The 20,314-nt window shown below is 65.9% G+C and carries 20 protein-coding genes and 1 pseudogene; 12 read left to right on the top strand and 9 right to left on the bottom strand.

Annotation, left to right across the window (positions count from 1 at the left end):
- Positions 1 to 262 (bottom strand): annotated as a pseudogene (locus tag BM019_RS20630) (type VI secretion system tip protein VgrG); the annotation flags it as partial.
- A 493-nt stretch (positions 263 to 755) separates the two neighbouring features.
- Here BM019_RS20630 and BM019_RS20635 point away from each other — a divergent pair.
- Both BM019_RS20635 and BM019_RS20640 read left to right on the top strand, forming a co-directional pair.
- Complete coding sequence (locus BM019_RS20635; protein ID WP_092419726.1) at positions 756 to 3,173, top strand: DUF3772 domain-containing protein; 2,418 nt, start codon at positions 756 to 758, stop codon at positions 3,171 to 3,173.
- 169 nt (positions 3,174 to 3,342) lie between these two features.
- Complete coding sequence (locus BM019_RS20640; RefSeq protein ID WP_092419729.1) at positions 3,343 to 4,866, top strand: sensor domain-containing diguanylate cyclase; 1,524 nt, start codon at positions 3,343 to 3,345, stop codon at positions 4,864 to 4,866.
- On the opposite strand, the gene BM019_RS20645 is transcribed toward BM019_RS20640, so the two are convergent.
- Entirely contained in the window at positions 4,863 to 5,741 is an 879-nt protein-coding gene (locus BM019_RS20645; RefSeq protein ID WP_062825919.1) for a putrescine utilization regulator PtrR, read from the bottom strand. The genes BM019_RS20640 and BM019_RS20645 overlap by 4 nt on opposite strands.
- Positions 5,742 to 5,842: 101 nt before the next feature.
- Here BM019_RS20645 and BM019_RS20650 point away from each other — a divergent pair, with 101 nt between their 5' ends.
- Positions 5,843 to 7,234 carry an aldehyde dehydrogenase family protein gene (locus BM019_RS20650; RefSeq protein ID WP_092419732.1) on the top strand — a complete coding sequence of 464 codons (1,392 nt, stop codon included), beginning with the start codon at positions 5,843 to 5,845 and terminating at the stop codon, positions 7,232 to 7,234.
- A gap of 198 nt (positions 7,235 to 7,432) precedes the next feature.
- A complete protein-coding gene (locus tag BM019_RS20655) occupies positions 7,433 to 8,290 on the top strand; it encodes an SDR family oxidoreductase (RefSeq protein ID WP_062825921.1) in 858 nt (285 codons plus the stop codon).
- Between the two features lie 72 nt (positions 8,291 to 8,362).
- Here the strand turns inward: BM019_RS20655 and BM019_RS20660 are convergent, their stop codons facing one another.
- The 4 genes from BM019_RS20660 to BM019_RS31200 form a co-directional block, all read right to left on the bottom strand.
- The gene (locus tag BM019_RS20660) at positions 8,363 to 8,806 is read right to left on the bottom strand and encodes a DUF421 domain-containing protein (RefSeq protein ID WP_009043957.1); all 444 of its coding nucleotides are present in this window, start codon (positions 8,804 to 8,806) and stop codon (positions 8,363 to 8,365) included.
- Between the two features lie 8 nt (positions 8,807 to 8,814).
- Positions 8,815 to 9,330, bottom strand: coding sequence for a hypothetical protein (locus tag BM019_RS20665; protein WP_092419735.1), 516 nt, complete (start codon positions 9,328 to 9,330; stop codon positions 8,815 to 8,817).
- An 8-nt stretch (positions 9,331 to 9,338) separates the two neighbouring features.
- The gene (locus tag BM019_RS20670) at positions 9,339 to 9,839 is read right to left on the bottom strand and encodes a CinA family protein (protein ID WP_092419739.1); all 501 of its coding nucleotides are present in this window, start codon (positions 9,837 to 9,839) and stop codon (positions 9,339 to 9,341) included.
- 156 nt (positions 9,840 to 9,995) lie between these two features.
- Positions 9,996 to 10,124: a hypothetical protein gene (locus tag BM019_RS31200; protein ID WP_274306865.1), complete on the bottom strand. Its 129-nt coding sequence runs from the start codon at positions 10,122 to 10,124 to the stop codon at positions 9,996 to 9,998.
- Positions 10,125 to 10,484: 360 nt separating this feature from the next.
- Between BM019_RS31200 and BM019_RS20680 the strand changes: the two genes are divergently transcribed.
- Together BM019_RS20680 and BM019_RS20685 are read left to right on the top strand one after the other, a co-directional pair.
- The gene (locus tag BM019_RS20680; RefSeq protein WP_092419742.1) at positions 10,485 to 10,787 is read left to right on the top strand and encodes a hypothetical protein; all 303 of its coding nucleotides are present in this window, start codon (positions 10,485 to 10,487) and stop codon (positions 10,785 to 10,787) included.
- A 146-nt stretch (positions 10,788 to 10,933) separates the two neighbouring features.
- Positions 10,934 to 11,491, top strand: coding sequence for an ATP-dependent Clp protease proteolytic subunit (locus tag BM019_RS20685; protein ID WP_085530812.1), 558 nt, complete (start codon positions 10,934 to 10,936; stop codon positions 11,489 to 11,491).
- A 51-nt stretch (positions 11,492 to 11,542) separates the two neighbouring features.
- Here BM019_RS20685 and BM019_RS20690 read toward each other — a convergent pair whose 3' ends face one another.
- Positions 11,543 to 11,773, bottom strand: coding sequence for a hypothetical protein (locus BM019_RS20690; protein WP_062825925.1), 231 nt, complete (start codon positions 11,771 to 11,773; stop codon positions 11,543 to 11,545).
- A 302-nt stretch (positions 11,774 to 12,075) separates the two neighbouring features.
- On the opposite strand from BM019_RS20690, the gene BM019_RS20695 reads away from it, so the two are divergent.
- Positions 12,076 to 13,443 (top strand): cation:proton antiporter, encoded by a 1,368-nt coding sequence (locus BM019_RS20695; RefSeq protein ID WP_092419745.1) that lies wholly within the window; start codon positions 12,076 to 12,078, stop codon positions 13,441 to 13,443.
- A gap of 131 nt (positions 13,444 to 13,574) precedes the next feature.
- Here the strand turns inward: BM019_RS20695 and BM019_RS20700 are convergent, their stop codons facing one another.
- Together BM019_RS20700 and BM019_RS20705 are read right to left on the bottom strand one after the other, a co-directional pair.
- Positions 13,575 to 14,372 (bottom strand): exodeoxyribonuclease III, encoded by a 798-nt coding sequence (locus BM019_RS20700; protein ID WP_092419748.1) that lies wholly within the window; start codon positions 14,370 to 14,372, stop codon positions 13,575 to 13,577.
- A 59-nt stretch (positions 14,373 to 14,431) separates the two neighbouring features.
- Positions 14,432 to 16,378 (bottom strand): hybrid sensor histidine kinase/response regulator, encoded by a 1,947-nt coding sequence (locus tag BM019_RS20705; RefSeq protein WP_037005234.1) that lies wholly within the window; start codon positions 16,376 to 16,378, stop codon positions 14,432 to 14,434.
- Positions 16,379 to 16,712: 334 nt separating this feature from the next.
- Between BM019_RS20705 and BM019_RS30840 the strand changes: the two genes are divergently transcribed.
- The 5 genes from BM019_RS30840 (at position 16,713) to BM019_RS20725 (ending at position 20,137) form a co-directional block, all read left to right on the top strand.
- On the top strand, positions 16,713 to 16,895 hold the full coding sequence (locus tag BM019_RS30840) for a hypothetical protein (RefSeq protein ID WP_125738048.1): 183 nt from the start codon (positions 16,713 to 16,715) through the stop codon (positions 16,893 to 16,895).
- A gap of 156 nt (positions 16,896 to 17,051) precedes the next feature.
- Positions 17,052 to 17,510: a metallophosphoesterase family protein gene (locus tag BM019_RS20710; RefSeq protein ID WP_085530807.1), complete on the top strand. Its 459-nt coding sequence runs from the start codon at positions 17,052 to 17,054 to the stop codon at positions 17,508 to 17,510.
- Between the two features lie 248 nt (positions 17,511 to 17,758).
- Positions 17,759 to 19,294: an FAD-dependent oxidoreductase gene (locus BM019_RS20715; protein ID WP_092419751.1), complete on the top strand. Its 1,536-nt coding sequence runs from the start codon at positions 17,759 to 17,761 to the stop codon at positions 19,292 to 19,294.
- Positions 19,295 to 19,436: 142 nt separating this feature from the next.
- Positions 19,437 to 19,868, top strand: coding sequence for a hypothetical protein (locus BM019_RS20720; RefSeq protein ID WP_092419754.1), 432 nt, complete (start codon positions 19,437 to 19,439; stop codon positions 19,866 to 19,868).
- 44 nt (positions 19,869 to 19,912) lie between these two features.
- Entirely contained in the window at positions 19,913 to 20,137 is a 225-nt protein-coding gene (locus tag BM019_RS20725) for a hypothetical protein (RefSeq protein ID WP_062826311.1), read from the top strand.
- The last annotated feature ends 177 nt before the right edge of the window (positions 20,138 to 20,314 follow it).

A 20,314-nucleotide genomic window follows, 5' to 3' on the forward strand; every position in this document is an offset into this window, starting at 1 on the left:
GGGTCAGACGCTTACCGGAGTCGCCTTGCGCGATGCGATAAACCTGCCCATGAATACCGGCGCCACTGTTGTTGAAGGCCAGAAAGGCCTGCTTGTGCAATAGACTTTCAATGTCCAGGTCGGGCCGTTCGCTGACCAACTCCAGATCAAATGAATACGGCGCGCTGATGGATTCTTGGCCAGTGAAGGAAAGGACCTGAAGGTCGTGCTTGAACTCGTTGAGGGTCAGGCTGAACTGCGTCTGCGGACTTGCATTGAACATCCAATGCTCCTTTTCCAATCATGTTGCGTGGTCCCATAGAGGGCAAAGGCTTCTGTGGGTAAGCAGGAAACAAAACGCCTTCACGCTAACAAGCGAGGAAAAGGAAATATTTGGGAGCTTTCCCAAAATACCGGTTGAACTATCGGTATTCAGAATGAGTTGGATAAGGCATCGCCATGTCGATCCGGTTATGGCGTTTTTCAAGCGAAGGTGCTGTTTGGCTGGGGCGATTTACGACGTTAGGTTTTTCTCGGCCCAGGCAGCCAATAACGCTCGGAATGCTACGGGTTCTGGCTGCACTGGCCCGATCCGCCACGTCCAGGCGCCTCTGGGTGGATTTTTTCACCGCCACCCCGTTCTCGAACGCCGCGTAAACCGGCATGCTGCGCCACCCTGATCGCCACGGCAGCGGGCCGCCCACCGGGGAATTTATGCCGGGATGGCGCGGTCTATGCTCGTCAGGGCTGGTGAACAGCAAAAGAGGACATGACAGATGCGGCGAGTGAGACAGAACCGCTGGGGGATGGGGCTGTTGGCCCTGTTGCTGTGTATTGCGCTACCGGCCTTCGCGGCCCCGGCGCCCGGGCCGCAGAGTGTTGCCCGCAACCAGCTGCCGTTGCTGGCCGAGGGTGCGGATCTTGAGCAACTCAACGACCGGCTGGAGCTGATCCGCCAGAGCGTGTCGGCGAGCGGTAACGACGACCTGCTCTCGGACCTGCGCCAGGCCGCGCTGCAAGTGCAGAAGCAGGCAGACAGCCTGGTTGCCCTGCGCGCCACCGATATCGAGCGCCTGGACGACCAACTCAAGGTCCTGGGCCCGCCGTTGCCCGACGAAGCGCCCAGCCTGACCAGCCAGCGCCAGGTGCTGAGCGCGCAGAAGGACAACCTGCTCGACGAAGAGCGCCAGGCCACTCTGCTCAGCCAGTCCGGCCGCGACCTCGCCGCGCAGATCATCAACCTGCGGCGCAGCCTGTTCAACTCGCAGATCAGCACCCGCTCGGCGAGCCCCCTCAGCCCGGCCTTCTGGTCCACGCTGATCCGCCCGACCGAGGATGACCTCAGGCGCCTGAACCGCCTCTCCGATGAGGTCTGGACCGCATTCGATACGGCACTGGCCCCCGGCAATCGCGGGCTGTTCATCACCACGCTGGTCATCGCGGCGCTGATCTGGGTGGTCGGCCGGCGCCTGCTGGAACGCCTGGCGACCTGGTCGATGATCCGCTGGCTGCCCGAAGGCCGCCTGCGCCGCAGCGCCCTGGCGCTGACCGTGGGGCTGGCGACCATCGTCACCATCAATGCCGCCGCCTCGCTGCTGCGCTGGGGGCTGGTCAACAGCGCGACCCTGAGCGCCGATGTGCTCAACCTGATCGGCCAGTGGCTGACCCTGCTGATTTTCTGCTCCTTCATCGTCGGCCTCGGCCGCGCCATGTTGATGTTGTCGCGGCCGTCCTGGCGCCTGCCGCCGATTCCCGATCAGATCGCCACGGCCCTGGGGCCGTTCCCGCTGATCCTCGCGCTGGCGCTGCTGCTCACCGCCGGCGAGGAGCGGATCAACAGCGTGATCGCCAGCAGCCTGGCCCTGACCGTGGCGGTCAACGGCCTGACGGCGCTGGTCACCGCGTTGATCTTTTTCTTCGCCCTGCTGCGTCATCGCCGTACCCGCCGGCGCTTCGAGCTGGAGCGCCCCACCGGCATCGCCGGGCTGCTGCCCTTCATCCTGGCGGTCTGGGTGGCGGTGATCCTGCTGTCGCTGCTCAGCGGCTACCTGAGCCTGGCGTACTTCCTCACCGTCAAGCTGCTGTGGATCAGCGTGGTGACCACCAGCGCCTACCTGCTGATCGCCTGCTTCGGCGACCTCTGCGAAACCCTGCTGTCGCCCAAGCAGCCCGGCGGCCTGGCGCTGGCGGCGGCCCTGGGCCTGTCGCCGCGCCACCAGGCCCAGGCCACCACCGTGCTGGCGGGCATTGGCCGGACCCTGCTGCTGTTCACCGCGGCGCTGCTGGCCTTCATGCCGTCCGGGTCGAGCCCGGGGGAACTGCTGGAAGGCTTTACCCAGCTGGATGTCAGCGGCCGGTCCCTGGGCAACCTCAACATCGTGCCCCAGGACCTGCTGCTGGCGGCGGCGTTCCTGGTCGGCGGCATGTTCGCCGTGCGGGTGCTCAAGCGCTGGCTGAGCGAGCGGTTGCTGCCGGAAACCAACATGGACGCAGGAATGCGCGCCTCGCTGGTGACCCTGGTCGGCTATATCGGTTTTGTCCTGCTGGCGATCGTGGTGATGTCGACCCTGCGGATCAACCTGACCAACCTGACCTGGGTGGTCAGCGCCCTGTCGGTGGGTATCGGTTTCGGTTTGCAAGCCATCGTGCAGAACTTCATTTCCGGGTTGATCCTGCTCACCGAGCGGCCGGTGAAGGTCGGCGACTGGGTCAGCCTGGCCGGGGTCGAGGGCGATATCCGGCGGATCAACGTGCGCGCCACGGAAATCCAGATGTCCGACCGCTCCACGGTGATCGTGCCGAACTCGCAGTTCATCTCGCAGAACGTGCGCAACGTGACCATGGACAACGCCCTGGGTGTGGTCGGCATCACCCTGACCCTGCCCCTGGAAACCGATGTGCTGCAGGTGCGCGAGCTGTTGCTGCAGGCCTATGCCGAGCACGAGGCGATTCTCAAGGCGCCGGCGACCTCGGTGTCGTTCAAGGACCTGACCAGCAATGGCCTGATCATCAGCGTCAGCGGCTACGTCGGCAGCCCGCGCTCGGTGTCCGGCGCCCGCAGCGACCTGCTGTTCACCATCCTCGGGCGCCTGCGCGAAGTGGGCATCGCCCTGTCGTCGCCGCAGAACCTGATGCTGATCAGCGACAACCAGGACAAGGCTCCTGGCGAGCCACCGGCCCAGCCCAGCGCATGAGCCGGCCCCTGCAGGGCGCACTGCCGGCGAGCGCCCTGTTTTTTATCTTGCGGCGGGAAGCACTGAGCTATCGTGGCTAAGGCCCTGGCAACTTTTTTCAACGAGCGGCAGCTGTCATCGAGGAGCCCGACGACAGCCCTGTTTCACTCCCGGCAAGACAAGGAACACCATGGACGGAAAATCCGACATCAGCCTCGAAGACATTGCCCTGGAGTCGAAACGACTTCCCGTACTGGCGGTCACCATCGCCTTCCTGATGGTGGTCGCGGTGTCGATTCTCAGCATCTATGGCGTCCAGGTCATCAACAGCAAGGCCCACGAACTGGCCCAAGCCCGGCTGATCTCCGGCAACCTGGCCCTGTCCATCGCACAACAGGCGACCGATACCTTCGACGAAGCCAACCTGATCCTCGAAGAGCTGATCGAGCGCCTCGACGACCTGTCGCCCCAGGCCCTGGAAAAAACCCAGAAGCTGCTGAAAAAGCGTGTGTTCACCACCGAACAATTGCACGGCCTGTTCTTCTATGACCGGGAAGGCAACTGGGTGCTCACCTCGTTCGACTACAAGCCGCCAAAGGCGAACAACTCGGACCGCGACTACTTCAAGTTCCACCGCGAGAATGTAACCCTGTCCCCCAGGGTCGGCGCGGCCCTGCGCAGCAAGACCACCGGCGACTGGGTAATCCCGTTCTCGCGCCGGATCAACGACGCCCAGGGCAACTTCAAGGGCGTGGTGCTGGCGACCATCAAGATGGACTACTTCGACACCTTCTTCGATCGTTTCAACATCGACGACAAGGGCGCGATCTTTCTCGCCCTGCCCCAGGGCACGATCATCGCCAGGCGGCCGTTCGACGAAAAGCTCATCGGTGCGTCCCTGGCCCGGGGCGAAATCTTCTCCGTGCATATACCCCGTGCCCCCGCGGACACGGTCATGGTCAAGTCGATCATCGACGGCGTCGACCGCCTGTTCGGCTATCGGGTGCTGTACAAGTACCCGCTGGTGGTGGCGGCGGCCAATTCCCAGGAGTCCATTCTCAGCAGCTGGCGCGCCGATACCTACAAGCTGACCGCGATGATCGCCGTGGTGCTACTGATCAACCTGCTGGTCGGCATCCTGTTGTTCAAACAGGTGCGCAAGGGCCTGCGGGTGGAAAGCCATTTGAAGAAAGCCCGCTCGGTGCTGGAGACCCTGGTGTTGCAGGACGGCCTGACGGGCCTGGCCAACCGTCGGCACCTGGAGCGCAACCTGGAACTGGAGTGGCGGCGGGCGGCCCGGCAACGCTCGTCGATCAGCCTGATCATGCTCGATATCGACCACTTCAAGAGCTTCAACGACCGCTATGGCCATGTGGCGGGCGACCATTGCATCTGCGCCGTCAGCCGGGCCATCAGCCAGTGCGTGCGGCGCCCCTCGGACCTGGCGGTGCGCTACGGCGGCGAAGAGTTCGCGGTGCTGCTGCCGGACACCGAGCCTGGCGGTGCCTACGTGCTGGCCGAGAGCATCCGCCTGGCGGTACAGGAACTGGCGATCGAGCATGTCGACAACCCCGGCGGCGTCGTGACCATCAGCCTCGGCGTCTACAGCTGCGTGCCCGCCACACCCGAGTTCAAGACCCTCTTGATGCAGGCCGACTCGGCGCTATACATGGCCAAGCGCGCGGGGCGCAACCAGACCGTGCCGACCTCCTAGGCGCTGGCCGATACCGCCCCGCGCTCCTCCAGCAAGCGCACGAAGTGGGTCAGGCTGCGCGATACCGTGCCGCGGCGCCAGATCAGCCAGGTCTGCAGGAAACGGAACGGCTGCGCCAGCTGCCAGATGCTCACGGTGCCGCAGCCCGGCATGCTTTCCAGCATGCTGCGCGGCATCAGTGCCAGGCCGGCGCCGGCACTGACGCAGGCCAGCATGCCGTGGTAGGACTCCAGTTCGTGGATCTTGCCCGGCACCGCGCCATCCTCGCTGAACCAGCGTTCGAAGTGATGGCGGTAGGAGCAGTTGGCGCGAAAGGCGTAGATGCTCTCGCCGTTGACGTCGCGCCCGCGGGTGATAGGCGCATGCCCCAGCGGCGCGATGATGAGCATTTCCTCGTCGAACACCGGCACGCCTTCCAGGCTCGGGTGCAGCACCGGGCCATCGACGAAAGCCGCGGTCAGGCGCCCGGACAGCACGCCATCGATCATGGTCCCGGAGGGGCCGGTGGACAGGTCCAGCTCGACCTTGGCGTGCTTCTGGTTATAGGCCGCCAGCAAGGCCGGAATCCGCACCGCCGCCGTGCTCTCCAGGGAGCCGAGGGAGAACGGGCCCTGGGGTTCTTCGCCGGCGACCGTCAGCCGCGCTTCCTGCACCAGGTCGAGAATCCGCCGGGCGTAGTCGAGGAAACTCCAGCCGGCCGGCGACAGGCGCAGGCGGCTTTTTTCGCGGATAAACAGCTCGACCCCCAAATCCTGCTCCAGCTGCTTGATCCGCGTGGTCAGGTTGGAGGGCACCCGATGGATGAGTTGCGCCGCGGCGCTGATGCTGCCCTGCTCGGCCACCGCCTTGAAGATTTCCAGCTGCACCAGGTCCATCTCATTCTCCAAACGTGAAAGATATGCTCTTTATTATTCAGTTTTCATAAGCCCTGTACCAGCCTAACCTGCGGCCATTCCCCAGCCCACAGGACGCTGCCATGACCCCGGTTTCCAGCCAGACCCACGCCCTTTCGATCAACCCCGCCACCGGTGAGCAGATCGCCCATTACCGCTATGAATCCGCCGAGGCGCTGGACGCCGCCCTCGCCCGCGCCGCCACGGCCGCCGCCCAGTGGCGCCGCACCGGTCTGGAACAGCGCTCGACACTGTTGCTGGCCCTGGCCAAGGCCCTGCGCGACAACGGCGACACCCTGGCCCGCAGCATCACCCTGGAAATGGGAAAGCCCATCGCCCAGGCCCGCGGCGAGATCGAGAAGTGCGCCCAGCTCTGCGAGTGGTACGCCGCCGAAGGCCCGGCGATGCTCGCCCCCGAGCCGGCTGCGGTGCCGAGCGGCAAGGCGCGCATCGAGTACCGGCCGCTGGGCCCGATCCTCGCAGTGATGCCGTGGAACTTCCCGATCTGGCAGGTGCTGCGCGGTGCGGTGCCGGCGCTGATCGCCGGCAATACCTATGTGCTCAAGCATGCGCCGAACGTCATGGGCAGCGCCTACCTGCTGCTGGAAGCCTTCCAGCGCGCCGGTTTCCCGCAGGGCGTGTTCGAGGTGATCAACGTTACCGCGGACGGCGTCTCCCGGGCGATTGCCAACCCACGGATCGCCGCCGTGACCCTGACCGGCAGCGTGCGCGCCGGCATGGCGATCGGCGCCCAGGCCGGCGCGGCCCTGAAGAAATGCGTGCTGGAACTCGGCGGTTCCGACCCCTTTATCGTGCTCAACGACGCCGACCTGGACGCCGCCGTGCAGGCCGCGGTCATCGGCCGCTACCAGAACACCGGGCAAGTCTGCGCCGCCGCCAAGCGCCTGATCGTCGAGCAAGGGGTGGTCGAGGCCTTCACCGAGAAGTTCGTCGCCGCCACTCGCCAGCTGGTAGTCGGCGATCCGCTGGCCGACGCCACCTACATCGGCCCCATGGCGCGCTTCGACCTGCGCGACGAACTGGACGCACAAGTGCAGGCCACCTTGAACGAAGGCGCGACCCTGCTGCTGGGCGGCGCCAAGGCCGAGGGCCCGGGCAACTTCTACCTGCCGACGGTGCTGGCCGGCGTCACCGACCGGATGACCTCGTTCAAGCAGGAACTGTTCGGCCCGGTGGCCTCGATCATCAGCGCCCGGGATGCCCGACACGCCCTGGAACTGGCCAACGACAGCGAATTCGGCCTGGCCTCGACTATTTACACCCGGGATGTCGCCCTGGCCGAACGCCTGACCGCCGAGCTTGAAACCGGCGGCGTGTTCATCAACGGCTATTGCGCCAGCGATCCGCGGGTGACCTTCGGCGGCGTGAAGAAAAGCGGCTTCGGCCGTGAGCTGTCGCACTTCGGCGTCCGCGAGTTCTGCAACGCACAGACGGTATGGCTGGACCGCAACTGATCCCCCACCCCCGACCCTGCAGGAGCGAGCGTGCTCGCTTCTGCAGAAGGGTTATCCGGCGCCGAGGCCCCTGGTTCAACCGCCTGTCGCGCTGCGGGCCACTGCGTTTCAACTTTCAGCGCCGACTGTTCTCCCAATAGATGTCCGGGCCGGTGAAACCCGGCCGTGTCCTCACCGACATCGACAGGAGACACACCGATGAAAACCTATCCCAAACCACCCTTCCCGCCCCAGGCCCAGCCAGTCCCTGGCAGCCAGTGGCAAATGCAGCCTTACCCGGACTGCGGCGAACAGAGTTATGTCGGCTCGGGCCGGCTGGCGAACAAGGTCGCGCTGATTACCGGCGCCGACAGCGGTATCGGCCGCGCGGTGGCCATCGCCTTTGCCCGCGAGGGCGCGGATGTAGCCATCGCCTACCTGGACGAACACGAGGATGCCCGCGAGACCGCGCGCTGGGTCGAGCAGGCCGGCCGCCAGTGCCTGCTGCTGCCCGGCGACCTGGCGCAGAAGTCGGTGTGCGACAACGTGGTCGAGCGCACGGTGGCGCAATTCGGGCGTATCGATGTGCTGGTGAATAACGCGGCCTACCAGATGACCCACGACGAAATCGAAGACATTTCCGACAGCGAATGGTGCAAGACCTTCGACATCAACATCACCGCCATCTTCCGCATCTGCAAGGCGGCCCTGGCGCACATGGGCCAAGGCAGCTCGATCATCAATACCAGTTCGATCAACTCCGACATGCCCAGGCCCACCCTGCTGGCCTACGCCACCACCAAGGGCGCGATCGCCAACTTCAGCGCCGGCCTGGCGCAACTGCTGGGCAAGCGCGGCATCCGGGTCAACAGCGTGGCGCCGGGGCCGATCTGGACCCCGCTGATCGTCTCGACCATGCCTGAGGACCACGTCAGCCACTTCGGCGAACAGACGCCCCTGGGGCGCCCGGGACAACCGGTGGAAGTGGCGCCGATCTATGTGCTGCTGGCTTCGGATGAGGCCAGCTATCTATCGGGTTGCCGTTATGGGGTGACCGGCGGCAAGCCGATCTTGTAAGCCGCAGCGGCGCTGGCTCGCGCCTCGGGCAAGCCTCGAGGCGTGCCAGCCCGTCTCGAGGGGCCGGGCCCCTCAGTCATAGGCAATGATCGATATTTTCCCGTTGCGCTCGATCACCGCGAACTTGATCTGTTCCAGGCTGGTGAGGCCCTGGCTGGCGCGGGCCGCTTCGAGTATGTCCGCCTCCACCAGCCGGGCATGGCGCATCCGCCCGCGCAGGAGCCGGCCATGTTCGACGATCACGGTCGGCCCGCCGTCGACCAGACGCGAGAAACCGTCGGAGTGCAGCTTGAGCAGCGACAGGCCGACGTCGATGACGATCAGCGTGACAATCACCAGCAGCGCATTGGTCAGGGAAAAATCCTCGCCGAGCAAGGCCTGCTGGGTCGCCTCGCCGATCACCATCAGCAGCACCAGATCGAAGGTGGTCAGCTCGGCCAGGGAACGCCGCCCGGCGATCTTGAACAGCACCAGCAGCACCAGATAGATAAACGCCGCGCGCAAGACCGAATCCATGGCATCACCTAGGGATAAATGAACTGGGAAATGGACAGTGGCGGGTGGTCGGCCAGGCGGATCCGGCTGTCATAGAACCCCACCCCGGTACTGAGCAGCGTCAGGTACAGACGGGCCTGGCCATCGGCGTCGGCGCGCAGCCACAGGCGGATGCCAGCGCCGGCGGAACTGGCCTTGAGCGGCTCGGGTTGCAGCGCCTGCACGCTGAAGCCCTGCAACAGCTCGCCGGCGATTTCCACCTCGAGCAATTGCCGGGCGCCGCCGCGCAGGTGCAGGGTCAGCGAATCCGTCGCGCCGTTGCGCAGAAAGCGCTGGTACTCCACGCGCAGGCTCCCGTCCGCGCTGCTGATGTCCCGGGTGCTCAGCGGGCCCCTGGAAAACAGCCCGGCCAGGGTCAGCAGGACGATCACCACCAGGGCATACCAACCCACTCGCTCGAAACGCCAGACCTTGCGCTGCAGGGCCATGTCCTCCTGGATCGGCTGGCTGCGCGGCAGCAGGTCGTCTTCGGCGGAATCGTCCATGGTCGCCCCTAGCCACGTTCGCCGTTGAGCGCGGCCTGGTGAAAGTGCGGCAGTTGCAGCAGGCCGTGCAGCGACGCCAGTTCCTGGACCTTCTCGCGGGAACCGAAAAACCGTTCCTTGCGGGTGAACAGGGCCAATTGCCCGGCAATCGCGAAGGCCCAGGCGAAACACACCGTGCCCGCCGGGATGCCGTCGACATCGTCCGGCCCCAGCAGCCCGGTAGTGGCCACCGCCACCGTGGCCGGGCTGTCGCGCAAGGCGCCCAGGGCCATTTCCCCGGCGACTTCGCAACTGGTGAGGTTGAAGGTCTCGATGGTCTGGCGGCTGACATTCAGCAGGCGCTGCTTGGCCTCGGACGAATACACCACGTAGCCGCTTTCGATCAGCTCGCCGCTGCCCGGCACCTGGGCCAGCAAGGTCACCATGGCGCCAGCGGTGCAGGACTCGGCGGTGGTCAACCGCAGGTGCTGCTGGCGCAGGTACTCGACAATCTGTTCCACGCCGCTCATGTCGATGGGTCCCTGTGGGGTTTGTTCTGGGTTGACCGCTGGCGTTCGCCCACGTTCTATCGAGGTGCGCGGTCAATGAAAAGGAGCTGCCCGCGGCACGCGGCAGCCCTGACAGAAACAAGCCCGCCGGTGTGGCGGGCTTGTTTGCGGGACGCGTCAGCGTCGGTCATCGGAGAGTGGCGTCGGCTCGTCTGGGGCCGGCAGGTCGGGGTCCATCGGCCGCTCCATATCGTCGTCCTGAGGCTTGTTGCGTTCGGCATCGCCGTTGACATTGGGGTCGGTCACCGGGTCGTTCCGACGGGCCGGTTGCAGAGGATCGGGTTCGGGAGTGCGGGGCTCGCTGGGGTCATGCATCGACTGGTTCATGGTGCACCTCACGGCAGGCCCGGGGAATCCGGGCCTTATCGGGTTAGGCACTGGGCCGGGCCACGGGGTGCGAGGCAATGGATGAGTGGTCGGCCAGGCTGTCTGGCCCTGGTCACCGATTGAAAAACATGATTTTTCGCTGCGCGGAACCGCGGGCGATCCAACGGTTTTTCCGCTGATTATTTTTGCAGTCCCGCCTCCAGCGGCCGGGTCGAACTCTTAACGATGCATGACCAGCACAGGGCCGCACACCCGATTGCACAGAATAAGGAGAATGTCATGAACAGCACCCACCAGCGTTTCCAGATCCGTGCCTGCCACAAGCTCGCCCTGGAGCAGAACCAGCGACTGTTCAACCAGGCCCGGGCCCTGAATGCCCAGGCTTATGAACTGCTGGAGAATGGGCGCCTGGATATCGACACGTTCGAGCAGTACCGCCGCCTGCGCAACAAGGCCGAAGCCAAGCAGCGCGAAGCGATCGAACACCTGCGCCTGGTGAACCAGGAGTTCGCCGAACTGGAAAGCCGGCCCAAATCCACGCCCGACAGCGACCCGGCCATCCTGCAGCACACCGGGCGCTGAGCCGTTGCCGCGTTGACAGCCGCCGGTTCGGGCGCCGCGCGTCTCCGCCCGTCGCTCGCCACGGGTCGCGAAGAAACCTTCGCCGCCGCCCGGGCTCAATCGTAGAGCCTGGGCACACGATGTGCCCCACACCGGGAGGCCGTCCGATGACCGAGCACATCGTGCATTTTCACTGCCAGATCGACCAGGGCACCACCGAACGCTTTCGCGACAGTTGCCTGGAAGCCATCGAGCAAGGCGCCACCTCGCTGCTGTTGAATCTTTCCACCACCGGCGGCAGCACCAACTTCGGCTTCACCCTCTACACCTTTCTCAAATCCCTGCCGGTGCCGCTGTGCGCGATCAACGCGGGCAACATCGAGTCGATGGGCATCATCATGTTTCTCGCCGCCAACCGACGCATCACCACGCCGCATTCGCGCTTTCTGATCCACCCGATGAACTGGTACTTCAGCCAGAGTTCGGTGGATCACCAGCGCCTGCGCGAATACCTCTCCAGCCTGGACAACGACCTGGCGCGCTACGTGAAAATCTACGAGCTGGAAACCGCCGACGCGGCGACCCAGCTGGACATCTTCAAATGCCTGTCGGCCGAGGAAAAGGTCATCGCCGCCCATGAGTCGCTGGCCTACGGCATCGCCCACGAGGTGCGCCAGGTGGTCTTCGCCGACGACGTCAGGCACTGGAAAGTCTCGGGCGGCTGACCCTGTTGCCCCGGGCGCCAAGGCCGCCCCGTCGCGGCGCGAGCCACGGCCTCAAGCGGTTTTTTCGTTGTCCTGTTCCGGGGTTTGGTTGCCAGGTTCAGTGGCGCCCGGTTCGGGCTCGGGGCGATTGGCCGGGCCCTTGGCGGGCTTTTTCTCATCCGCGGCCGCGGCCCGCCCGGGGTAGCCAGGCAACCCGTGGGCGTCCTGCGGTTCCAGCGGTTCGGGGGCGCGCGTGCGATCGTTCTGCGGATCGTTGCGCGGATCAACGGGCTGGCGAGTCATAAGCACCTCCATATCGGTCCGGGCGGCATTGCCTGTTCTTGTTCGATGCCGAACCGCGCCCCGGGTGCGAAGCACTGGACGAATGGCCATGGCGCCTGCCGTACGGCTGCGCGGTGGAACGTCCGGGCCTGGCGGGCGTCTTCAGCTTGAGGGCCCGCCGCTTCGAGCTGGCGAGCGCTGTACGTCCGCGCTCATGAGGATCTGTCCATGCCTGTCGCCCCCAGCCCGCTCATGATCGCCGCCGCGCTGGCCGGGCCCGCCAACGCTCAAGGCAGCCTCGCTGCGCGCGACCCGAGGCCGGCATGACCTTCATTGCCTGGGTCGCGGTCCTGGGCGCGGTGCTGCTGATCCTCGCGCTGACCTCCTCCTACCTGCGCTGGATGCCCGTGACCACCTCGGTGGTCTGCCTGGCGCTGGGGATCGCCATCGGCCCCGCCGGCCTGGGCCTGCTGCAACTGGACATCCACCAGGCCGCGGGCTGGATGGAACACCTGACCGAAGTGGCGGTGCTGTTCTCGCTGTTCGTCAGCGGCCTCAAGCTCAGGTTGCCGCTCAACAGCCGCAGTTGGCGCATCGCCTTCGGCCTGGCCGGGCCGGTGATGCTGCTGTCGATCGCCGGGGTCGGCCTGCTGCTGCACTACGGTTTGCACATGCCCTGGGGGCCGTCGCTGCTGATCGGCGCGATCCTCGCCCCGACCGACCCGGTGCTGGCGACCCTGGTCCAGGTCAGCGACGCCCAGGACTACGACCGGGTGCGCTTCGGCCTGTCCGGCGAGGCCGGGCTGAACGACGGCGTGGCGTTTCCCTTCGTGATCCTCGGCCTGCTGCTGACCCGCCAGGGCGACGACCCCGGCGCCTGGCTCGGCGATTGGGTGGTGTTCAGCCTGCTCTGGGCAGTGCCCGCGGGGCTGCTCAGCGGCTACTGGATGGGCCGCGGCCTCGGCCACCTGACCCTGCACCTGCGGATCAAGTACGCCGACAGCACGGTCTCGCCGAACGACTACCTGACCTTCGCTCTGATCGCCCTGGCCTACGTGGTGGCGGAACTGATCCACGGCTACGGCTTTCTCGCGGTGTTCGCCGCCGCCCTGGGGTTGCGCCAGGCCGAGGTGCATTCCAGCGACCATGCCCGGGCGCCGGCCGAACACCTGGTGCAACCGGTGGTCGGCCACCAGCATGTCGATCCGGCGCAGGCGGTGCATGGCGACGTCGAGGCCCTGGGCGAAAGCCAGGTCGCGGCGGGCATCATGCTCGGCGACATGCTGGCCTTCGGCGGCCTGGTGGAGCGGGCCATGGAAGTGTTCCTGGTGACCCTGCTCGGCGTGGTGCTGGTCGCCCATTGGGAGTGGCATGCGCTGACCGTCGGCGCCCTGCTGTTCCTGCTGATCCGCCCGCTCAGCGTCTTGCTGATCCCCTGGGGCCGCCTGCTCGACGGCCGCCAGCGCCTGCTGCTCGGCTGGTTCGGCATCCGCGGCATCGGTAGCCTCTATTACCTGTTCTATGCCCTCAACCACGACCTCGACCCGGCGCTGGCCGATGCCAGCGCCAACCTCACCCTGTCGGTGGTGGCCTTGAGCATCCTGGTTCACGGCCTGAGCACCCAACCGATGCTCGCCCGCTACGAGAGCAACAAGAAACGCCGGCGCCATCCCGACCGACCACCGGGATAAGCCAGCAGAATGCAGGGCGCCAAGGGCCTGCGCCATGCCGCCTGACCCCGTTCCTCACCCTGGCGAGCTCTTTTGCTCGCGGGCCCGGCCTTGGCGCCGGGCTTTTTTATGCCTGTGCCTTGTCTTCGGGCTCAACCGCGCCGCTTGCGCGTGCCCAGGGCTATCCAGGCGGGCGCGTGATCGCTGGCGTGGGGCTCGTTGCGCACCCAGGCATCGACCCCGGCGTTCTCCAGGTAAGGACCCAGGGCCCGGTTGAGCAGCAGGTGGTCGATGCGCAGGCCGGAGTTTCTTGGCCAGTGCTGGCGAAAGTAATCCCAGAAGGTGTAGACCCGCTGATCCGGGTACAGCTCGCGCAAGGCGTCGGTCCAGCCCTGTGCCAGCAGCCGCTGGTAGCACTCGCGGCTTTGCGGTTGCAGCAGCGCGTCCTTGAGCCAGGAGCGCGGGTTGTAGATATCGAAATCCGTCGGCACCACGTTGTAGTCCCCCGCCAGCAGCACCGGGTGCGCGCTGTCCTGCAGAGTCGCGGCATGCGCGATCAGGCGCTCGAACCAGGCCAGCTTGTAGTCGAATTTCGGCCCCGGTTGCGGGTTGCCGTTGGGCAGGTACAGGCACCCCACCAGCACGCCGTGGACCGCCGCCTCCAGGTAGCGGCTTTGCCCGTCGTCCTCGATGCCCGGCAGCGCGCGACGGATTTCCAGGGGCTGGCTGTCGCGGGCGAGGATCGCCACACCGTTCCAGGACGCCTGGCCGTGGTGCAGGCTGCCATACCCCGCGGCCTCCAGGGCCGCCTTGGGAAACTCCCGGTCGAGCGCCTTGAGCTCCTGCAGGCAGACGATGTCGGGGCGCTCGCGTTCCAGCCAGGCCAGCAGGTTCGGCAGGCGCGCACGGATGCCATTGAGGTTGAAGGTGGCGATTTTCAGCGCGTTCATCGGCAGTGCCCCCTGGTCGTATCGACGTATCCGCGGCGCCCGGCGAGCTCAACCGGCGGTCAGCGGCACGTCCTGAGGCTGGACGGCGTTTGTCTCACCGCCTGCGCCAGCGCCTCGATCAATTGCAGTTGGGTGTAAGGCTTGGGCACCCGCGGCAAGGCCGCGGCCAGCCCCTCCAGGCGCTGGGCATAACCACTGGCGAGAATGATCGGCAGGTCCGGGCGCAGCTCGCGCACGGCGCTCGCCAGTTGCCCGCCGTCCATCACCGGCATCGCCAGGTCGGTGATCATCAGGTCGATCGCCGGGTATTCGGCGAAGCGTTGCAGCGCCTGGGCGCCGGACATCGCGCAGAGCACCTGGTGCCCGAGGTCTTCGAGCAGCAGCGTGGTGCTGGTCAGCACCAGGCTGTCGTCGTCGACCACCAGCACGCACAAAGGCTGCTGCTGCGAGTCCGGAGCCGGCAAACGAGCCGGGACGACGGGAGTCGCCTGGCTCGCCAGGGGCAACCACAACTCGGCGGTGGTGCCCTGCCCCTTGAGGCTCTTGAGGATCAGCCGCCCTCCCAGTTGTTCGGCCAGGCCATGCACCATCGACAAGCCAAGGCCGGTGCCCTTGCCCACGCCCTTGGTGGTGAAAAACGGATCGGCCGCCAGGGCCAGGGTCTGCTCGTCCATGCCTTCGCCGCTGTCGATCACGCACAGGCGCACATAACGCTCATGGGGCAGGTTGACGCCGGCGGCCTGGCCGCTGTCGCACAGATCGGCCTTGAACACCAGGGTGCCGCCGCCCGGCATCGCATCGCGGGCATTGGTTGCCAGGTTGAGCACTGCCAACTCCAGCTGGTTGACGTCGGCGAGCACTGTCGGTAAGGATTCGGGCAGCTCGTTGAAAATGCTCACCTGGGGCCCCAACGAGCTGCCGAGCAAGCCACTGAGATTGGTCATCAGCTGCGTCAGGGCCACGGGCTCGGTCTTGAGTTCCTGGCGCCGGGCAAAGGCCAGCATGCGCTGGGTCAGCGACACTCCACGCTCGGCGCCGACCACCGCATTGTCCAGCAGGCGCGAGAGTTTCGGGTCGTCGCCGATGCGTTTGCGCGCCAGCTCCAGGTTGCCCAGGATCACCGTCAGCAGGTTGTTGAAGTCATGGGCGATGCCGCCGCTGAGCTGACCGATGGCTTGCAGTTTCTGCGCCTGGAACAGCGCCTCGCGGGCACTTTCCAGGGCCTTCTGCGCCTCGACCGTCTCGCTGATATCGCGGGTGACCTTGGCGAACCCCAACAGCTCACCGGCATCGCCGCGGATCGGATCGATGATCACATGGGCGAGGAACTGCGTGCCGTCCTTGCGTACCCGCCAGCCCTGCTTTTCGAAACGACCTTCGCGGGTGGCGATTTCCAGGGTCCTCAGGGGCACGCCGTCGAGGCGATCCTGCTCGGTGTAGAAGCGCGAGAAATGCTCGCCGATGATTTCCTGCGGCAGGTAGCCCTTGATCCGCTGCGCGCCGAGGTTCCAGCTGCTGACCCGGCCGTTGGGGTCGAGCATATAGATGGCGTAGTCGGTGACGCTCTGCACCAGCAGGCGAAACTGCTGCTCGCTCTGCCTGAGGGTTTCTTCGGCGATCTTGCGCTCGGTCAGGTCGCGGGTGATCTTGGCGAAACCCAGCAACTGCCCATTGGAATCGCGGATCGGGTCGATCACCACATGGCACCAGAAGCGCGTACCGTCCTTGCGCACCCGCCAGCCCTCGCCCTCGAAACGCCCCTCGGTGAGCGCGGTATTCAACGCGCGTTCCGGCAACCCGGCCTGGCGGTCTTCGGGGGTGTAGAAACAGGAAAAGTGCGCGCCGAGGATTTCCGCTTCCTGGTAACCCTTGAACCGCCTGGCGCCGGCATTCCAGCTGGTGACGATGCCCTGGGGATCGATCATGTAGATCGCGTAGTCGACCACCGCTTCGACCAGCAAGCGAAAACGGTCCTCGTCCAGAACTCTGCGCGGCTGATCAGCCATATCGGTCTCCGCCAGGCTATTTTTATGCATTCTTGCGCATGGGCCAGTAGGGTCGGTTGTCTGGCCATCGGCACGCGGTCAACGCACGTGCGGCCAGCCAGCCGGCAAATGCCGCGCGTCGTTCAGTTAGACCGATAGGCCCTCCGGTCCTCCAATTGAAAATACAACTTGATCCCGCAGGCCCTATAAACCGACTTAATGTTGGACAACTGCCCGCGGCCAATCGATCCCCCGCCACTCGTCGTCCCGCAAGAAACTTTTTCAAACTTTCGTTTGCAGTTTTGTTTCCCAATCTTGCGAGGTGTCAAATCGCTCACTATCGAGGATTGAAAAAATGGCTACCAGCGGAAAGAACCCACTCATGGGCAACAAGGACACTCAAAAACCCTCACCGACCGGCAAGAAATCCGGCGGCCAGGGTTCGGGGGGCAACATCCCCGCCGATCGGCAAAAAGCCCCTGACGCAGGCAAGAAAGGCGGTACCCAAGGCTCCGGCGGCGGTACCCGCAAAGCCTGATCCACAACGCCGGAGTGTCGTCCCTGACGCACTCCGGCTTTTTTTGCCCGGACAGCCCATGCCTCCGGCCTGCCCACGCCGGTTATCGTCGAGCGCGACTGGCTATGCTTGCACCACGGCGAAACCACGTTAGCCAGCCTTCGATGAAAAGCGCGCATGAAAATAGGCCTGATCTCCGACACCCATGGTTTGCTTCGCCCCGGCGCGCTGGCAGCGCTGCAGGGGTGCGCGCACATCCTGCATGCCGGCGATATCGGCGACCCGCAGATGCTCGCCACCCTCGGACACCTGGCGCCGGTGACCGCGGTATTCGGCAATGTCGATCAGCCCCATGACTGGGCCCGGGCACTGCCCCATCACATCACCGTGCGGCTCGATGGCGTCGACCTGCTGCTCTGCCATGTCCTGGCCGAGGTGCCGAAGCCTCTGCCGCCGGGCGTGCGGGTGGTGGTCAGCGGCCACTCCCACCGGCCGCTGCAGTTCTGGCAGGACGATGTGCTCTACATCAACCCGGGCAGCGCCGGGCCAAGGCGCTTCAAGCTGCCGGTCAGCCTGGGCTGCCTGACCATCGAGGCCGGCCAGGTCGAAGGCCGGTTGATCGAACTGGCGGTCTAGCGGTCTGGCTGTCTAGCGGCTTGGCCCGGGCCCGGGCATGACCGGCTATCGGAGCGCGCCCATCGGTCGCGCTTTGCAGGGTCCACACTTAATCCAGCGATTGGCGGCGTTCATGACGAAAGCCGTGCGAAGCCACTTGGCCGGGCCGCGTTGCGCCCTCGAGCAGAAGATTCCGTACCCGGCCCCGCGCCCCCGAGAAGGTGGCGCGCAAGGATGGCCGAGGGCGCGCAATGCGCAGGAGAAAAGCGATGACCTTTTATGTCGTGGCCCGCCTCGACCAGTTGCCCGAAGACCGCGGCACCCGGGTCCAGGTCGGCGCCGAAGCCGTGCTGCTGGTTCGCACCGGCGATCAGGTCCGGGCCTACCAGGCCGATTGCCCCCACGCCGGGGCGCCGCTGGAACAGGGCGCGGTGTATCAGGGGCGACTGATCTGCCCCTGGCACAAGGGCGCCTTTGCCTGCGACAGCGGGCTGGTCTGCGAGCCGCCTCCCCTGGCGAGCCTCAAGCGCTACAAAGTCGACATCCGCCATGACAACCGGGTCTGGGTCGCCGACCAGCCCATGGCCGAGCCCGCCCCGCCACGACTGGCCGACTCGCGCCGGCTGCTGGTAATCGGCGCCGGCGCTGCCGGGGCCGCGGCCGTGGCGACCCTGCAGGCCAAAGGCTTCGGCAGGAACCTGACCTGGATCGACAAGCAAGCGCGGCCCGCCTATGACCGCACCGCCCTGAGCAAATACGTGCTGGCCGGCGAGATGCCGCCGGATGAAGTCCCGGCCCTGCTCGAGCCGGAGTTCTATCGCAAGGCCGATCTACAGGTGCTCAAGGCCGAGGTCCTGCGCCTGGACCCAAGGCGGCGACAGATCCTGTTGGCCGACGGCCAGCGCCTGGACTACGACGCCGCGCTCCTGGCCACCGGCGCCGAACCGCGCCTGCCGGCCATCGAAGGCGCCGACCTGCCGGGGGTGTTCATGCTGCGCTCGCGGGAGGATGCCGCGCACCTGCTGGAACAGGCCCGCCCCGGTAAACGCGTGGCGATCGTCGGCGACAGCTTTATCGGCCTCGAAGCCGCCTCGGCCCTGCGCAAACGCGGGCTGATGGTGCACCTGATCGGTCGCCACCCGGTACCGCTGCAACGCCAGTTGGGCGAACGCATCGGTAGCGCCATACGGGCCCTGCATGAACAGCACGGGGTGATCTACCACGCCGGTTGCGAAGCCCGGGCCCTGGTCGGCGAGGGCCAGGTGCAACAGGTGGTCCTCGACAACGACCAGCGCATCGCCGTCGACCTGGTGCTGTTCGGCATCGGCGTCAGCCCTGCCACGGCCTTCGCCGAAGGCCTCGAGCGGGCCGAGGACGGTTCGCTCAAGGCCGATGCCGGCCTGGCCGTGGCCGATGGCCTGTGGGCGGCCGGCGACCTCGTGAGTTTCCCCTGCGACGGCCGCTCGCAGCGCATCGAACACTGGCGCGTGGCCCAGCAGCAAGGCCGGCTCGCCGCCTGCAACATGCTTGGCGAGCAGCTGAGTTTCAGCGTGGTGCCCTTCTTCTGGACCTATTTCTACGACCAGACCTTCGAGGTGCTCGGCCATGCCCGCCGGTGGAACCAGATCGTCTTCGAGGGCGAGCCGGAGCAGTACCGCTTTATCGCCCTGCTGTGTTTCAACGAACAGGTGGAGTCAGTGGTCGCCTGCGAGTACCCGCGGGCCATGGCCCTGCTGTCGCAGCGCATGCAGCGGCCGCTGTCGCGCAGCGAGGCCCTGGAGCTGATCCATGGCACGCCGGAATGAAGTGGCTGGCGACAACCGCTCGGCAGCCCCACGGAACCCCGGGCAAGGGCCGATTTTCCAAATTCAGGCAGGGTTTGACTGTCTCGGCCGCCCGCTACAGCGCAGGTCGCCGAGGCCCCCAGAGCCAGGAAGAGGGATCGCCATGAATAGCCGTACGCTGACTTGTCTTGCCGTGGTTGCCCTGTGCAGCGGCGGCGCCTTCGCCCAGAGCTGCGACGTGGTCACCCGCTCGCAAAGCGCCGATGTCGCCAATGTCGACACCCATACCTGTTACCTCTTCGAAGGCGTGCCGGCCGAAGCCATCGGCTGGTCGTGCAGCAATGAGAGCACGGGCACCCTGGCCCAGGAGAAACAAAAGGTCGCCAACTGCGACGAGTCCTACCTCGCCGTGTGCCGGGCGCGCCTGACCCAGGAAGCGCTGGCCAACCCGCGGGCGACCGCCAAGGACCCACAGGGTTCATCCCTGAACATCCCCGACAAGGCCCAGGTGGTGACCTTTTATTACCAGGCGGAACACCTCCAGCAGGCCAGGACCGACTGTGAAATGGCCGGCGGCAAATGGCAGTGGAAATGACCCTGGCCGGCCATAGACAGGATTCAGACGAGGACGATGCATCCATGAGCAGGACAGAACGAATCAACCGGGAGCTGGCGCACAACGCCCGACTGTTTGCCGAAGCCGACCGCCTGGATGTCCAGGCCTATGAGCTGCTTAACACCGACCATGTCGACGACGACCGCCTGGCCCTGTTCAGCCAAGCCAAGCAGTTGGCGAACGAAAAGTACCTGGAAGCGCGCAACGACTGGCTGCGCATCAAGCAGTTGATGGACGGCACCGACTGAAGCCCCCCCGCGCCGGCGGGAAGATCCGGGATGCTGGGTTTGCGGTCGCTGCGTCGGAATGCCGCCCAAACCGAGCGCAGCCTCGCAGGCTCGGCAGCGGCTACAGGAACCACGTTGCCTGTGTAGCCGCTGCCGCAGGCTGCGCACGACCGCGCAGCGGGCGCTGGACCGGACACC

The organism is Pseudomonas sp. NFPP07 (genome assembly GCF_900115645.1).
In the GTDB taxonomy this organism is placed as follows: domain Bacteria; phylum Pseudomonadota; class Gammaproteobacteria; order Pseudomonadales; family Pseudomonadaceae; genus Aquipseudomonas; species Aquipseudomonas chlororaphis.

Bases quoted from the DNA above. Each gene is read 5' to 3' on its own strand.
- BM019_RS20635 (WP_092419726.1), top strand. From the start codon at position 756: ATGCGGCGAGTGAGACAGAACCGCTGGGGGATGGGGCTGTTGGCCCTG.
- BM019_RS20640 (WP_092419729.1), top strand. From the start codon at position 3,343: ATGGACGGAAAATCCGACATCAGCCTCGAAGACATTGCCCTGGAGTCG.
- BM019_RS20645 (WP_062825919.1), bottom strand. From the start codon at position 5,741: ATGGACCTGGTGCAGCTGGAAATCTTCAAGGCGGTGGCCGAGCAGGGC.
- BM019_RS20650 (WP_092419732.1), top strand. From the start codon at position 5,843: ATGACCCCGGTTTCCAGCCAGACCCACGCCCTTTCGATCAACCCCGCC.
- BM019_RS20655 (WP_062825921.1), top strand. From the start codon at position 7,433: ATGAAAACCTATCCCAAACCACCCTTCCCGCCCCAGGCCCAGCCAGTC.
- BM019_RS20660 (WP_009043957.1), bottom strand. From the start codon at position 8,806: ATGGATTCGGTCTTGCGCGCGGCGTTTATCTATCTGGTGCTGCTGGTG.
- BM019_RS20665 (WP_092419735.1), bottom strand. From the start codon at position 9,330: ATGGACGATTCCGCCGAAGACGACCTGCTGCCGCGCAGCCAGCCGATC.
- BM019_RS20670 (WP_092419739.1), bottom strand. From the start codon at position 9,839: ATGAGCGGCGTGGAACAGATTGTCGAGTACCTGCGCCAGCAGCACCTG.
- BM019_RS20680 (WP_092419742.1), top strand. From the start codon at position 10,485: ATGAACAGCACCCACCAGCGTTTCCAGATCCGTGCCTGCCACAAGCTC.
- BM019_RS20685 (WP_085530812.1), top strand. From the start codon at position 10,934: ATGACCGAGCACATCGTGCATTTTCACTGCCAGATCGACCAGGGCACC.
- BM019_RS20690 (WP_062825925.1), bottom strand. From the start codon at position 11,773: ATGACTCGCCAGCCCGTTGATCCGCGCAACGATCCGCAGAACGATCGC.
- BM019_RS20695 (WP_092419745.1), top strand. From the start codon at position 12,076: ATGACCTTCATTGCCTGGGTCGCGGTCCTGGGCGCGGTGCTGCTGATC.
- BM019_RS20700 (WP_092419748.1), bottom strand. From the start codon at position 14,372: ATGAACGCGCTGAAAATCGCCACCTTCAACCTCAATGGCATCCGTGCG.
- BM019_RS20705 (WP_037005234.1), bottom strand. From the start codon at position 16,378: ATGGCTGATCAGCCGCGCAGAGTTCTGGACGAGGACCGTTTTCGCTTG.
- BM019_RS30840 (WP_125738048.1), top strand. From the start codon at position 16,713: ATGGCTACCAGCGGAAAGAACCCACTCATGGGCAACAAGGACACTCAA.
- BM019_RS20710 (WP_085530807.1), top strand. From the start codon at position 17,052: ATGAAAATAGGCCTGATCTCCGACACCCATGGTTTGCTTCGCCCCGGC.
- BM019_RS20715 (WP_092419751.1), top strand. From the start codon at position 17,759: ATGACCTTTTATGTCGTGGCCCGCCTCGACCAGTTGCCCGAAGACCGC.
- BM019_RS20720 (WP_092419754.1), top strand. From the start codon at position 19,437: ATGAATAGCCGTACGCTGACTTGTCTTGCCGTGGTTGCCCTGTGCAGC.
- BM019_RS20725 (WP_062826311.1), top strand. From the start codon at position 19,913: ATGAGCAGGACAGAACGAATCAACCGGGAGCTGGCGCACAACGCCCGA.